Consider the following 14,802-nt stretch of genomic DNA (forward strand, 5'->3'; position numbering starts at 1 on the left):
TTGCCGCATCAGGGAGATATGGCCTATACTTGGCCGAGCTGCGTCGGCGGATCAAGGTCCGCAGCGCCAAACAATGACCCCCGAGGCGTGCTGTCGATGAGTTATCCCCGCAAAGGCGCCAAGCAGATCTCCGAAGTGGCGAATGGCCTCATCGATCCGGTACTGGCGCGCCGGGCCGGCATCAGCACCGCCTTGCTCGGCTCCTGGGACGATATCGTCGGCGCCGATTTTGCCGATTGCACCCGCCCGGAAAAGATCGCCTGGGCCAAGCGTAACGGTCCGGGCGAGGGCGGCTACCAGCCCGGCGTGCTGACCATCGCGTGCGAAGGGGCCCGCGCCCTGTTCCTCACCCACGCCCAGGGCGAGTTGCTCCAGCGCATCAACGGCTTCTTCGGCTTTGCCGCCGTGCACCAGATCCGCATCGTCCAGAAGCCGGTCTCCCAGCACGCCAAGCGCTCGCGCGCGCCGCTGCCGCTGAAAGGCGCCGCCGCGGTGAAGCTCGAGGGGATGATGGAGGGCATCGAAAGCGACAAGCTGCGAGCCGCCGTCCAGAGGCTCGGGACGGCTGTGCTGGGTAAGCGCAGTGCCGGCAAATAATTTGGAAGCTTTTCGTCTGCAGATACAGGTGCTATACACGTATAGCACCGGGAGATATGTCCATGCTTGCCCTGCGTTTGCCTCCTGACATTGAAGCAAGACTAGATGAGCTCGCCAAACGCACCGGGCGGAGCAAGAGCTTCTATGCGCGTCAAGCGATATTGGAACACTTGGACGATCTGGAAGACCTCTACGTCGCCGAGCAGAGGCTCGAAGAATTCCGTAGAGGCGACAGTGATAGCATTTCTCTCGCTGAGTTGATGGCGCGCCATGGCGTGGAGGATTGAGTTTCAGCGGCCGGCGGAACGCGATCTTGAAAAGCTCGATCATGAGAGCGTGAAAAGGATACTCCGTTTCCTTCACACGCGTGTCGCCAGCCTCGAGGACCCCCGGTCGATAGGGGAGGCGCTTCGCGGATCGGAACTTGGAAACTTCTGGAAGTATCGTGTTGGAGACTATCGCATCATTGCCGACATAGACGACGGCACCGTTCGGATATTGGTCGTCCGCATTGGCAATCGGAAGGACGTCTATCGCCGCTGATCGAAAGGAACGATCATAGGGCCGTGGCAAAAGTCGGTCCGGGAACATTCGTCGGACTGCATGGCCTAAAATAATCCTCCCACAGCAAACGCGTATTCGTCCCACCGGTCACAATTCTTTGAAGAAAGTTCCTGTCCCCTGCCTTGTTCGCGGCACGGAGCCGTTATATCGCAGATATCAACAGACGATTTTCTCTTAACACGGGTGATATATGCCGATGTCTGACATGCTTCTGACCAAACGCCATCTTCTCGGCGGTGCTGCCCTCGGCGCATTCGCAATGGCGCTGGCCGCGACCGGTGCCGGCACTGCGGTTGCCGCAACCGCGCCGACCCCTGAAGGCACGGTCGACATGGCGCAGGCGCTGCAGCCTGGCAAGTCGCCCGACATGGCGGTGGGCGACCCGAATGCCAAGGTCAAGATCATCGAATACATGTCGACGACCTGCCCGCATTGCGCCCATTTCGCAGCCACCACTTTCGATCCGATCAAGACCAAGTATATCGACACCGGCAAGGTCTACTTCATCATCCGCGAATTCCCGATTGCCAGCCAGGATCAGGATCCGGCAGCCTATGCCGCTTTCATGCTGGTACGCTGCGCCCCGAACGGCCCATCCGTGCCGCTGCTCGAGACATTCATGAAGCAGCAGATGCAGTGGGCCGGTCCCGCGGTCACCGATGTTCGCGCTTCGCTGCTTCAAATCTCCAAAATCGCCGGTTTTACACAAGACAGCTTCGAAGCCTGCTTGAACAACGGTGCACTTGTGGATGATATAAACGCCGTGCGGGCTCGCGGCGTCACGTTCGGCGTCAACGGCACTCCCACCTTCCTGATCAACGGGAAGCGTTACTCCGGGGATATGTCGGTTGATTCAATGTCGGCCATCATCGACAGCATGCTCTGACCCGCGCCACGTTTCAATGACGGGCAGCGGAGGCAGTCCTGCGCCCGTCATGTATCTCCCAGGGGAACCGTTCTCGAGGCGCGTCGGCAGCCTATGGCAAAGTGTCGGCAAGGTGCCGTTCACGTCGCGCTGCGCTGTTTCCTCCCCTCATTCCTGTGCTTGTCACAGGAATCCAGCCAAGGCGCGTCTGCGCCTTGAGAAGACTCTCCTGCAATCGAAAAACGACCTCTCGCGCCCAAGGACTTGGGCGCACTGGATTCCTGTGACGAGCACAGGAATGAGGGAGGAGAGGGTGGCACCCTTTCATGTCCAATCGAGACCAGGCGCGCCAGCCTTCCCGCACATCTCGCAGATGCGAACGCCTTACGGGCGACATGCCACTCGAGCTGACAGAGGCGGGTACACCACCCCGACCTCGCAATGAAATTCAACAAGCTCCGTCTCGTCGGCTTCAAGTCCTTCGTCGAACCCTCGGAATTCGTCATCGAGGGCGGCTTGACGGGCGTTGTCGGGCCGAACGGCTGCGGCAAATCCAATCTCGTCGAAGCCCTTCGCTGGGTGATGGGCGAGAATTCCTACAAGAATATGCGCGCGTCAGGCATGGACGACGTGATCTTCTCCGGCTCTGGCCATCGTCCGGCACGCAACACGGCAGAAGTGGCGCTCTATCTCGACAATTCCGACCGCACCGCACCCGCCGCCTTCAACGACAGCGATGAAATCCAGATCACCCGCCGCATCGAGCGCGAGCAGGGCTCCGTCTACCGGATCAACGGCAAGGAAGCCCGAGCCAAGGATGTGCAGCTGCTGTTCGCCGATGCCTCGACCGGCGCCCGCTCGCCGTCGATGGTCGGCCAGGGGCGCATCGGCGAATTGATCCAGGCCAAGCCCCAGGCACGCCGCCAGCTGCTCGAGGAAGCTGCCGGCATTTCCGGGCTCCATTCCCGCCGCCACGAAGCGGAGCTCCGCCTGCGCGCTGCCGAAACCAATCTCGAACGGCTAGACGACGTCACCACCCAGCTCGATAGCCAGATCGAGAGCCTGAAGCGTCAGGCCCGCCAGGCCAACCGCTTCAAGATGCTGTCGGCCGACATCCGCGCTCGCGAGGCGCTGCTACTGCATATTCGATGGGTGCAGGCCAAGCAGGCCGAGGGCGAGGGCGAGAGCGCCCTGAACCAGGCGACGGTCGTCGTGGTGGAAAAGGCGCAGGCCCAGATGGAAGCGGCAAAGGCGCAGGCCGTCGCCAGTCTGAAAATGCCGGAGCTGCGCGAGGCCGAGGCCAAAGCCGCCGCCGGTCTGCAGCGTCTGCAAATCGCCCGCACCCAGCTGGAGGAAGACGTAGGCCGCATCCTGCGCCGTCGCGACGAACTGATGCGCAGGCTGGCCCAGCTCGGCGAAGACATCAAGCGCGAGGAACAGCTGGTGGTCGACAATGCCGCCATCCTTGAACGCCTCGATGCCGAAGAGGCGGAGCTTTTGGACATGCTCGCCGATTCCGGCCGGTTTTCGGAGGAGAGCCGCACCGCATTCGAGGCCGCAGCCACGACGCTTGCCGAAAGCGAAGGGCTGTTCGCCCGGCTGACGGCGGAGCGCGCCGAGGCTGCCGCCGTCCGCAACCAGCTGGAGCGCGCCATCCGCGATCTCGGCGACCGCAAGATGCGACTTGAGCGGCAGATGGCCGAGGCAAACGGCGAACTTGCATCTATCGCTGAGAAGATGGCAAGTCTGCCGGATCCGGTCGAGCGACGCGAGCAGGTCGAAGCCGCCGAAATCGGTGTCGAGGATGCCGAAACTGCCGCCCAATCTGTAGAGGCGGCGCTGGCAAAAGCCCGCGGCACCGAGGCCATGGCCCGCCCTCCGGTGGAGCAGGCCCGCACCCGCCTCAACGCTCTCGAAACCGAGGCCCGCACCATTGCCCGCATGCTCGACGGCGGCGGCGCTGCCGGGGGCTTTCCGCCGGTTGCCGACGATATCAGCGTCGATCGCGGCTTCGAGACAGCGCTGGGGGCAGCGCTCGGAGACGACCTCGATACGCCGCTCGATCCAGGCGCGCCTGCCCACTGGTCGGACAACGGCGATGGCTCCAACGATCCTGACCTACCTGAAGGCGCAACTCCGCTCACCGCCCATGTCGGCGCACCATCGGCCCTGAAACGCCGGCTCCGGCAGATCGGCCTCGTCGCCGGCGGCGATGCCGTGCGGCTGATGGCGGTCTTGAAGCCCGGCCAGCGGCTAGTCACCCGCGAAGGCGCTGTTTTCCGCTGGGACGGCCACATCACCGGCGCCGATGCGCCGAGCGCAGCAGCCCTGAGGCTCGCCCAGCGAAACAGGCTTGCCGAGCTGCAGGCGGAAGTCGAGCTCGCCGCCGAGATCCTGGCGGAAGCCGAGGCGCTGCTGGCGGCTGCAGCCGACGCCATCCGCGCGGAAGAGCGTCGCCTGGCTGAAGCTCGGGAACGCGGCCGTATCCTGGCGCGTCAGCTTTCCGATGCCCGTGAGGCATTGGCGGCAGCAGAGCGCGCTTCTGGCGATCTCATTCGTCGTCGCGACGTTCTCAATGAGGCCGTAAGCCAGCTGACGGCGCAGATCGAGGATCTGGCGATCCAGGACGAGAATGCCCGGATCGAGATCGAGGATGCACCAGACCTCACCGTCATCGACGCGCAATTGCGCGACCAGCAGGCCACTGTTGCGACTGACCGTGGCGTGCTGGCCGAGGCGCGTGCCCGCTACGAAGGCCTCAACCGCGAGAATGAGGCCCGCCAGCGCCGGCTTATGGCCATCGGCCAGGAGCGCGAGACGTGGCGCCAGCGCGTGGCGAGCGCCGACGGCCACATCCAGACGCTGCGCGACCGCGAATCTGAGGCCCGCGAGGAAGCCGCCGAACTGGAGCTTGCGCCCGATGAGTTCGACGACAAGCGCCGGGCGCTGATGAGCGAATTGCAGAAGATGGAGGAAGTCAGGCGTGGGGCTGCCGACCGCCTGGCGGAGGCGGACATTGTCCAGCGCGAGGCCGACAAGCAGGCGACAACGGCGCTCTCCGAGCTTGCCGAAAGCCGGGAGCGGCGTGGCCGGGCCGAGGAACGGCTGATGTCTGCCCGCGAAAGGCGGCTGGAAAGCGAAGCCCGCATCCGCGAGGCCCTCAACGTTGCCCCGCACGAGGCGCTGCGCATCGCCGGCAACCCAACCGGAGGCGAGGCGGACCTGCGCGAAGTCGAACGCGAGCTGGACCGGCTGAAGATCGAGCGCGAGAGGCTGGGCGCCGTCAACCTGCGGGCCGAGGAAGAGAGCAAGGAGCTCAGCGACAAGCTGGCGGCGCTCATCAAGGAGCGCGACGATATCATCGACGCCATCCGCAAGCTGCGCGGCGCCATCCAGAGCCTCAACCGCGAAGGCCGCGAACGGCTGATCGCCGCCTTTGATATCGTCAATGTCCAATTCCAGCGGCTGTTCACCCATCTCTTCGGCGGCGGCACGGCCGAGCTGCAGCTTATCGAATCCGACGATCCTCTCGAGGCCGGCCTCGAAATCCTCGCCCGCCCGCCCGGCAAGAAGCCGCAGACCATGACGCTGCTCTCGGGCGGCGAGCAGGCACTGACCGCGATGGCACTGATCTTCGCCGTGTTCCTGACGAACCCCGCACCGATCTGCGTGCTCGACGAGGTCGACGCGCCGCTCGACGACCACAATGTCGAGCGCTACTGCAACCTGATGGACGAGATGTCCGCCTCGACAGACACCCGCTTCGTCGTCATCACCCACAATCCCATCACCATGGCCCGCATGGACCGCCTCTTCGGCGTCACCATGGCCGAACAAGGCGTCTCCCAACTCGTCTCCGTCGATCTTCAAACCGCGGAACGGCTGCGCGAAAGCGCGTGAGCCGGAGGTCTGGTTGCATTGCCATCACGGCGGATGGCCCGGCGAGACCACCGAGACAACAGTCCGCAAGACCGATGCAACGAGCAGTCATAACTCCCGATGGGGTGTCCAGCCGGCAATCCACAGCGCCCGCAGTCGGTCGCCGTCATTTTCGAAATGGTCGCCGTCAAGGCTGCAGCGCGCCACGCGGTCGGCGCGGAAGCGTCCATTCTGGTAACGGGATGGTGTGCTCTCTGATAGTTAACGTTCGTATCTGGCTCGGAGTCGATCTCACTGATTGTTGGGCTTTTAAGTGAGATGGAACCGTTTTCCCGCTGGACCGTTATCTGTCCAGCAGTTGACCTCTGCTTCAAAACAACCGGTTTCCCCTGACCGGTCGCAAAAGCCTCGCAGTAGCGGTACGCCGTTCTGGGAGGCTTTTTTATGGTGCGGTGATCGATAAAGTTAGCTGGCCGTTCGAAGTCGCACTCGCGCTGCAAAGCGGAACCCACCACCGGAGGAACCCGATGTCTGATTTCACTGCGTCGCTCCGCGTTGTCGAACCCTATCCCGGCATTTTTGCCTATTACGACGGACGGATCGAGGGCAGGCGGCTTCATTCGGACAGGCCGAACTGGCTGGACGACGGGGCTTATTCGCTGGGGATTGCCTCCTATGCCATCATCGACGGGGCCGAGGCGCTGGTCTACGATACCCACATGTCGCTGGCCCACGCTGCAGCGATCCGCGACCATCTGGAGGCGCTGGGTGCACGGTCGATCCGCGTCGTGCTCAGCCATTGGCACACCGACCATATCGCCGGTAACGCCGCGTTTGCCGATTGCGAGATCGTTGCACTGAAGGGTACTGCTGATGCGATGGCGGCCAATCGCGAAAAGCTGGAGAACGGCGATCCACCCATTGCGCCTGTGGTCATGCCCACCCGTCTTTTTGAGACGAAACTCGAGCTGGCGGTCGGCAAGCGTCGCATTGAACTTCATCATTTCGACATCCATAGCGCCGACGGCAATGTCCTCTGGTTGCCGGATGAGGGCATATTGCTCGCCGGCGATACGCTGGAAGACACGGTGACCTACATCTCCGAGCCGCAGAATATTGCCAACCACATCCGCGAACTCGCGCGCATGCGCAAATGGCCGATCAAGCGCATTCTGCCCAATCACGGAGCCTTGGGGCGCATCGCCGACGGTGGCTACGAGCCCACGCTGATTGATGCCAACCGCCGATATCTCGTCGCGATGAGCGACATCGCGGCCGGGAAAACGGTTCCGGATCATGATCTTGCAAGCTTTGTCGCGGATGATGTCGCAACTGGCGCAATCCTGTACTTCGCGCCCTATGAAGCCGTCCATGCCGAAAACATCGTAGCCGTCCGGTCGGGCCGCAAGCCGGAAAGGTGACAATGGCCATCCGGCAACTGAAACTTGTCCCGTAATCATCCGTTCCTGTCGTGATCCTTGCGGATAAGCAATGAGAATATAAGTGTTTTCGTAACTATTCACGGATAGTGTTTTTGCATGAAAAATCATTGCGTTAAACCAAAAGAGGAAGGAAGGCTCGACTCCGAGCGGCTCAGGCTCGAAACGCTGGAGATGCTGGGTTTGCTGGATCCTGTGGCCGAACGTGACTTCGATGTGCTGGTCTCGATGGCGCGACGCACCCTCGGCTGCAGCGTCGCCCTGCTTTCTCTCGTCGGCTCCGATCGCCTGTTGTTCAAGGCAAGTGCCGGTGTACAGTTTGCCGATACACCGCGCGAACATTCGTTCTGCTCGACTGCGGTCGCGCTGGAAGAGCCGTTGATCGTGCCGGATGCCAGTGTTGATCCGCGTTTCTCAGAACATCCGCTTGTGAAAGGTGCGCCTCACATTCGTTTTTATGCCGGCGTGCCGATACGCGCTAAAATCTCCTACGGCAGCGATGTGTCCGTAGCGATCGGCACCGTGTGCGTCGTCGACGAAAAGACGCGTGTCCTCAGTGCGGAAGAACTGGCTTCCATCGCAGATATTGCGCATCTGGTGGAATCGATCATCGATGCACGACTGACCGCACTGTTCACCGCGCAGATTGCCGATGAAAGCGAAGGCCTCGTCCGCAGTCTCTACCGCGAGCAAAGACAGCTCAAACAGGCCGAGCGCATGGCCAACATCGGCTCATGGCGGCTGGTGCTCGGCAAAAATCGGGCAGAGTGGTCCGACCAGGTTTTCGCCATTCACGAGTTGCCGGTGGGCCAGATGCCGCCGCTTGAAAAGGCATTGGATTTTTATCCGCCACATGCCCGCGAAACCGTGTCTGCCGCTATCGAGCGGGCACTCCAGACAGGCGAACCCTTCGAAGTCGAGACCGACTTCATCACGGCAAAAGCCAATGCCCGCAGGGTGCGATGCCTCGGTGAAGTCGAGATCCGCGATGGCACACCGGTGGCACTGATCGGCGTCTTTCAGGACGTCACGGCTCGATACCATATGGAGCAGTCGCTCCGCCGCATCGCCGGAACTGACGATCTGACCCAACTGGCAAACAGGGCGCAATTCAACCTCGTTCTCGACGAGCGGCTGGATCATGCGCGGGCGCACAATGAAACTCTGGCACTGCTGCTGATCGACCTCGATGGTTTCAAGGCGATCAACGATCAGTGTGGCCACCTTGCCGGAGACGACCTTCTGCGTCTCATCGGCGAGCGGCTAAAAGCGCCGTATCTCTCCCGCTGCTTTGTCGCGCGGCTTGGCGGCGACGAGTTCGTCGTCGTCGTTTCGGACCCGGCCGATGTCACCGACTTCGAAAACCTGCTCTCGCGTTTACTTTCCGACCTGAGGCACACCGTCACCAAGGGGAAGGGGCTGCTGCACATATCCGGCAGTATCGGGATATGCTGGCTGGACGACACGGTCACCAGCCGCAGCGATCTGGTGCAACGCGCCGACGTCGCCCTTTATGCTGCAAAACAGACCCAGCGCGGCACCGCCCAGGCACATGTCCCCGAGAAGTGGCAGGAGTCGCTGGGACTGTAATTTGCCTCGACGCTGCATCGCCCGCGAACGTGGATGATGAAGCGATGCCGGTGCACAGGGCTGAGGCGAAACAATCTTCACTGCCTACATAGCCGGGCATTCGCCCCAAAAGCGCCGTTCAACTCGACCGACAAGGTACCCATGGTGGGCTGAGAGGTCGACGCCAAAAAAGAACACCGCCGGCTGGGCCGACAGTGTTCCGATGCTTCTGGGCCCGCCCTGGAGCAAGCCGGGTGCTTTCGCTTAGTACTGGTCGTCGTTGGATCGGTCAGACGAGCCGCTCATCTTTTCGATGATCTGCATCAGCGTATCCGAGCAGACCTTGGTCGGTTCGTCGTCCGCGCATTTGACATCGATCTTCGTCCGACCGTCCTCGATGCGGAAATGTGCGGCCTTCGACGGTGGCGGTGGCGGACGGTGGTGCCCGCCCATACCCATATCGCGGCCCATCTCGCGAGGGCCGGGCGGCGGTGGCGGCGGCGCATCGCGACCCGGCATGGGCGGCGGTGGAGCATCGTTGGCGTCGCTCATGACTTCCGGCACTGCGGAATGCGGCGGTGGCGCCATCTTTTCCTGTGCTGCCGGAGGGGCAGGCGGCGTCGGCTGCGGCGAAGCCGTCTGGGCAAAGGCCGATGTCGTCAATGCGGCGATGGCTAATCCGGTCACTATAATGGACTTCATTGGGTTTTCCTCGTGCGTTGATAGCACCAGTTAACCCTGCGGACGCCATTTCGTTCGGGCGTGCTCGAGATTTTGTCGCGGAGCGGGGCGGTTTGTCGGTGCGGACTGCGTCTGGCGACGCTGTAGGATCGCTATTCAGATTATTGATGAAAGCATTTCGGTGGCGCGATGGATTTCCTCGGTCGTGGAAAATAACATAGCTGCTCCTACCGCGCTTGCCTCGTACTGAACGGTGTCCATATGCCTCTTCTCGATGCGAATGCAATCAATCCCATCACTCTGCCTGACGGAACTTTGTATCGCGATACTGTCTATCTTAAAAACGTTGTCAGCCATCCGCGCATGGAGATCGGCGAGTACAGCTATTTTACGCACTCCGGCAAGCCTGAAGACACTGCCGAAATACTTGCTCCCTACCTCGGGCATAGCGTCCGCGAGAAGCTGATCATCGGCAAGTTTGTCCAGATCGCGAGAGGTGCATATTTTATCACCAGTTCAGCCAACCATCCGATGGCGGGCCTCACAACCTATCCATTCCGTATCTTTAGCCCCGAGACCTTCGGATACAAAGATCTGCCGGTGAAGGATACCGTTGTCGGGCATGACGTATGGATCGGCCATAATGCTGCTATCATGCCGGGTGTGCACATCGGCGCTGGAGCGATCATCGCTGCTGCGTCCGTGGTCGTTCGAGACGTTCCACCTTACGCCGTTGTAGGAGGAAACCCTGCCGCGGTCATTCGGATGCGATACCCCGAAGAAGTCATCAGCGCGCTTCTGGATATTGCGTGGTGGGATTGGCCGGTCGAAAAAATCGAAGCGAACTTGGTCGCGCTCGAAAATGGCGATCTCGATGCTCTAAAAACTGCTTGAGAATGAGGTAAGCGCAGTTTGCGGGGACCGCATCCTGTTATCTTCCTCGTGCCCGAAGCTGCTGCGACCATCTTTTATACCGCATCGCAACATTCCGCCGTATTTGTCGCCTTTCAATTCTTCGGGGATCGATTACGATTGGCCTTTGAGGGGCGTGCGCAATGGTCAAGTGGGTTTACACATTCGGCGACGGCAAGGCGGAAGGCCGGGCCGGCGATCCCGAGCTTCTGGGCGGCAAGGGCGCCAATCTGGCGGAAATGTGCAACCTCGGCCTGCCTGTGCCGCCGGGGGTCACCATCATTGCCGATGCCTGCTGCCTGTACCTCGGCAATGGCCGCAATTTTCCCGACGAGATGAAGCACGAGGTCATGGCGGGCCTTGCACAGATGGAGGCGATTGCCGGGCGACGGTTTGGCGGCGCCGAGCGTCCGCTGCTGGTGTCGGTGCGCTCCGGTGCCCGCGCCTCCATGCCGGGCATGATGGATACCGTGCTCAATCTCGGCCTCAACGACGAGGCAGTCGAGGCGCTGGCAATCGATTCCAGCGACCCGCGCTTTGCCTGGGACAGCTATCGCCGCTTCATCCAGATGTATGCCGATGTCGTCATGGGCATCGACAACGAGGTTTTCGAAGAAATCCTCGAGGACGAGAAGGGCCGGCTCGGCCACGAATTCGATACCGATCTGACAGCCGGCGAGTGGCAAGCGGTGGTCGTCCGCTACAAGGCCGTCATCGAGGAGGATTTCGGCAAGACCTTCCCGCAGGATCCGCATGACCAGCTCTGGGGTGCGGTCGGCGCCGTCTTTGCCAGCTGGATGAACCCGCGCGCCGCCACCTATCGGTTGCTGCACAATATTCCGGAAGCCTGGGGCACCGCCGTCACCATCCAGGCGATGGTGTTCGGCAATCTCGGCGACGAATCGGCAACCGGCGTCGCCTTCACGCGCAATCCGTCCACCGGCGACAAGGAGCTCTACGGCGAATTCCTGGTCAAGGCGCAAGGCGAGGACGTGGTCGCCGGCATCCGCACGCCGCAGAGCCTCACCGAGGCTGGCCGCATCGCCTCTGGCTCCGATCGCCCGTCGATGGAAAAGCTGATGCCGGCAGCCTTCGCCAGCTTCAGCCGCATCTGCGCCGAGCTCGAGGCCCATTACCGCGACATGCAGGACATCGAATTCACCGTCGAACGCGGCAAGCTTTGGATGCTGCAGACCCGCGTCGCCAAGCGCACGACGCAGGCGGCGATGAAGGTCGCCGTCGACATGGTCGCGGAGGGAATCATCAGCGAGGACGAGGCCGTTATCCGCATCGATCCCTCGACGCTCGACCAGCTGTTGCATCCGACCATCGATCCGCGCGTCTATCGCGAAGTCATCGGCAACGGCCTGCCGGCATCGCCCGGCGCTGCCACCGGCGCCATCGTCTTTTCCGCCGATGAAGCGGTCGCTGCAAGGGCGGAAGGCCGCAAAGTGATCCTCGTGCGCGTCGAGACCAGTCCGGAGGACATCCACGGCATGCACGCGGCGGAGGGCATCCTCACCACGCGCGGCGGCATGACCAGCCATGCGGCCGTGGTAGCGCGGGGCATGGGCATCCCTTGCGTCGTCGGCGCCGGCAATCTCCGTCTCGATGTCCGTAACGAGCGGCTGATCGCCCCCGGCATGTCGTTCGGACGCGGCGACATCATCACCATCGACGGTTCGGCCGGCCATGTCGTTAAGGGCGCGGTGCCCATGACCCAGCCGGCGCTCTCCGGCGATTTCGCCCGCATCATGGCCTGGGCCGACGGAACACGTCGCATGACGGTGCGCACCAATGCCGACACGCCGGCCGATGCGCGCGCCGCACGGGCGTTCGGCGCCGAAGGCATAGGCCTTTGCCGCACCGAGCACATGTTCTTCGAAGGCGACCGGATCCATGTGATGCGCGAGATGATCCTTGCCGAAAACGAGGCCGGACGACGCGCCGCCCTCGACAAGCTGCTGCCGATGCAACGCTCCGATTTCACCGAGCTGTTCGCGATCATGCACGGCCTGCCCGTTACCATCCGCCTGCTCGATCCGCCGCTGCACGAATTCCTGCCGAAGACCGATGCCGAGATCGCCGAAGTCGCCGCCGCCATGAACATATCGCCTGTCTTCCTGCGCCAGCGGGTCGATGCGCTGCATGAATTCAACCCGATGCTCGGCCATCGCGGCTGCCGGCTGGCGATTTCCCACCCCGAAATCGTCGAGATGCAGGCCCGGGCCATCTTCGAGGCGGCGGTCGCAGCGGCGCGCGCGACCGGGGCTGCGGTGGTGCCGGAAATCATGGTGCCGCTGGTCGGTCTCAAGTCCGAGCTCGACTACGTCAAGGCGTGCATCGATGCGGTTGCCGCCGCAGTGATGGGCGAGGCGGGCATGAGCATCGACTATCTCGTCGGCACGATGATCGAATTGCCGCGCGCAGCCCTCAGGGCCCACGTCATCGCCGAGGCTGCCGAGTTCTTCTCCTTCGGTACCAACGACCTGACCCAGACGACCTTCGGCATGTCGCGAGACGACGCCGCCGCCTTCATCCCCACCTATCAGCGCAAGGGGATCATCGAGCGCGACCCGTTCATCTCGCTGGATTTCGATGGGGTTGGCGAGCTGATACAGATTGCCACGGAGCGCGGCCGGCGCACCCGGGGCGACATCAAGCTCGGCATCTGCGGCGAACACGGCGGCGATCCCGCCTCGATCCATTTTTGCGAATCGATCGATCTCGACTATGTCTCCTGCTCGCCGTTTCGTGTGCCCATCGCAAGGCTTGCGGCCGCCCAGGCAACGATCAAGGGACGGAAGTGACGATGCGAGGCGTTTCGTTTACCAAAACCGTGCTCTAAACAGAGGCTCGATACTGTCCTTTCCGGCCGCCGATCCGATGAGCCCCCGATGACCATTCGTTTCGATCGACCTATCTCCGGTGCTGCAAAAGCGGCGCGACTGGTCGCCGCCTTCGCGCTGGTGCTGTGCATCCTGACGTTGCTCGACCATCGCTTCGGGCCCTTGACCACGCCCTATCTCGCCCTCTTCCTGCTGGTGTCGGCAGTCCTTGCAGCCGTGGCAGTGCTTCTGGCTGTCATCGGCCTGGCGCAGCTCTGGAAAACCGGCGCAGTTGCCGGTGTCTCGTCAATGAAGGCGCTGGTCTATGCCGCGCTCCCGCTGGCGCTGCTTGGGCTTGCGACGCAACGATACGTCACCCGTCCACAGCTTTTCGATGTGACGACCGATCTTGCCAATCCGCCGGCCTGGCTTGCCCAGCCGCGCGTCGATGCACTCTGGCTTTCAAGAGACGCAAGGATCACGCCCGCCACCCGCGAGGCGCAGGGCATGGCCTATCCGGAACTGACGGGCCGGCGCTACGAGGGGGCGATGGACCGTGTGCTGCTGGCGGTGCGGAAAGTCGCGCGACAACGCGGCATCGCCTTCGTCAGGGCCGAAGGCACGGAGATCCGCGACCCCACCATCGACGACCTGCCGGTCAAGCCGCAGCGCGGCGGCCCGATCGTCGTGGCGCCCGATATCGGCCCCATCCCGATGAAGCGGCCGGAGGGCGTGCTGGAAGGGGAGGATCCGATCGCCACGCTGATCCAGCGCGTCACCGACGTGACGTTGCAGGGCGAGACAAGGACGAAAATCATCGGCCTGCCGCTCGACGTGGTCATCCGCCTGCATGAGGAAGCTGAGACGACGCTGGTCGATATCCGCGTTGCATCGCGCTACGGCGCCCATGATCTCGGCGTCAGCGCCGGCGTGGCCGAGGCCTATCTGAAGGCTCTCGATGCGGAGCTTCTGGGAATCGCCGGCAACTGAGCGTTACGCCAAAAACCGCGCCCGCTCCTGCGGCGTCGGCACGTAGCAGCTTTCGCGCCTTCCGGCGATATCGAGGCGGTGGCGGGCGATGAAGCCATAGAGCCTATCGCGCCATCCGCGTGGAACGATGCGCACCACGCCGGCCAGCGACCACGGCAGGCCGAGCCCGGCCAGCACCCGCAGCGTCGCATCGGATTTCAGATAGGCCCGACCGTTCTCGATCAGCATGTTCGTCTCGTAGTCGCGGGTCTCGAGGCCGTAATGCCGATAGAGCGCATCGCCGAGCGGCGTCTGCGCGGCGATGAACCGGTAGCGACCCCTGCGGTCCTGGTTGAGGACGAAGCGGACCCAGGCCGAACAGAAGACGCAATGGCCGTCGAAGACGATGATCGGCCGTCCGTCGTCGAAATCGGGAACGGCAGCATCGTCGCGATAGCTGAAGTCTCTTGTGCGCGCCATGGTCATCCCTTTTGTGCAG

At 62.6% G+C, this 14,802-nt stretch carries 12 protein-coding genes; 10 read left to right on the plus strand and 2 right to left on the minus strand.

Annotated elements, in window-relative coordinates; genetic code table 11:
• The first annotated feature begins 96 nt into the window (after positions 1 to 96).
• The 7 genes from J5289_RS06625 to J5289_RS06655 all read left to right on the plus strand — a co-directional run bounded on the left by J5289_RS06625 (position 97) and on the right by J5289_RS06655 (position 8,934).
• Positions 97 to 597, plus strand: a complete 501-nt coding sequence (locus tag J5289_RS06625) for a DUF721 domain-containing protein (protein ID WP_209183042.1) — start codon at positions 97 to 99, stop codon at positions 595 to 597.
• 62 nt (positions 598 to 659) lie between these two features.
• Positions 660 to 884 (plus strand): DUF6290 family protein, encoded by a 225-nt coding sequence (locus J5289_RS06630; protein ID WP_209187348.1) that lies wholly within the window; start codon positions 660 to 662, stop codon positions 882 to 884.
• The gene (locus J5289_RS06635; protein WP_209183044.1) at positions 868 to 1,140 is read left to right on the plus strand and encodes a type II toxin-antitoxin system RelE/ParE family toxin; all 273 of its coding nucleotides are present in this window, start codon (positions 868 to 870) and stop codon (positions 1,138 to 1,140) included. Before J5289_RS06630 ends, J5289_RS06635 begins: the two co-directional genes overlap by 17 nt.
• A gap of 211 nt (positions 1,141 to 1,351) precedes the next feature.
• A complete protein-coding gene (locus tag J5289_RS06640) occupies positions 1,352 to 2,047 on the plus strand; it encodes a DsbA family protein (RefSeq protein WP_209183045.1) in 696 nt (231 codons plus the stop codon).
• A gap of 420 nt (positions 2,048 to 2,467) precedes the next feature.
• Complete coding sequence (locus J5289_RS06645; RefSeq protein ID WP_209187349.1) at positions 2,468 to 5,926, plus strand: chromosome segregation SMC family protein; 3,459 nt, start codon at positions 2,468 to 2,470, stop codon at positions 5,924 to 5,926.
• A 506-nt stretch (positions 5,927 to 6,432) separates the two neighbouring features.
• Positions 6,433 to 7,326 (plus strand): MBL fold metallo-hydrolase, encoded by an 894-nt coding sequence (locus J5289_RS06650; RefSeq protein ID WP_209183047.1) that lies wholly within the window; start codon positions 6,433 to 6,435, stop codon positions 7,324 to 7,326.
• A gap of 117 nt (positions 7,327 to 7,443) precedes the next feature.
• The gene (locus J5289_RS06655; RefSeq protein ID WP_209183048.1) at positions 7,444 to 8,934 is read left to right on the plus strand and encodes a diguanylate cyclase domain-containing protein; all 1,491 of its coding nucleotides are present in this window, start codon (positions 7,444 to 7,446) and stop codon (positions 8,932 to 8,934) included.
• A 243-nt stretch (positions 8,935 to 9,177) separates the two neighbouring features.
• Here the strand turns inward: J5289_RS06655 and J5289_RS06660 are convergent, their stop codons facing one another.
• Complete coding sequence (locus J5289_RS06660) at positions 9,178 to 9,615, minus strand: hypothetical protein (RefSeq protein ID WP_209183049.1); 438 nt, start codon at positions 9,613 to 9,615, stop codon at positions 9,178 to 9,180.
• Positions 9,616 to 9,855: 240 nt separating this feature from the next.
• Here J5289_RS06660 and J5289_RS06665 point away from each other — a divergent pair, with 240 nt between their 5' ends.
• From J5289_RS06665 to J5289_RS06675, 3 genes are all read left to right on the plus strand, one after another.
• Positions 9,856 to 10,488 carry a CatB-related O-acetyltransferase gene (locus tag J5289_RS06665; RefSeq protein WP_142824241.1) on the plus strand — a complete coding sequence of 211 codons (633 nt, stop codon included), beginning with the start codon at positions 9,856 to 9,858 and terminating at the stop codon, positions 10,486 to 10,488.
• 161 nt (positions 10,489 to 10,649) lie between these two features.
• Positions 10,650 to 13,316 carry a pyruvate, phosphate dikinase gene (gene ppdK / locus J5289_RS06670; protein WP_209206699.1) on the plus strand — a complete coding sequence of 889 codons (2,667 nt, stop codon included), beginning with the start codon at positions 10,650 to 10,652 and terminating at the stop codon, positions 13,314 to 13,316.
• Between the two features lie 87 nt (positions 13,317 to 13,403).
• On the plus strand, positions 13,404 to 14,324 hold the full coding sequence (locus J5289_RS06675; RefSeq protein ID WP_209183051.1) for a DUF1499 domain-containing protein: 921 nt from the start codon (positions 13,404 to 13,406) through the stop codon (positions 14,322 to 14,324).
• 3 nt (positions 14,325 to 14,327) lie between these two features.
• Here the strand turns inward: J5289_RS06675 and J5289_RS06680 are convergent, their stop codons facing one another.
• A complete protein-coding gene (locus J5289_RS06680) occupies positions 14,328 to 14,789 on the minus strand; it encodes a thiol-disulfide oxidoreductase DCC family protein (RefSeq protein ID WP_209183052.1) in 462 nt (153 codons plus the stop codon).
• Between the last annotated feature and the right edge of the window lie 13 nt (positions 14,790 to 14,802).

It is taken from the genome of Rhizobium sp. B230/85 (assembly GCF_019355735.1).
Classification (GTDB): Bacteria; Pseudomonadota; Alphaproteobacteria; order Rhizobiales; family Rhizobiaceae; genus Rhizobium; species Rhizobium rhododendri.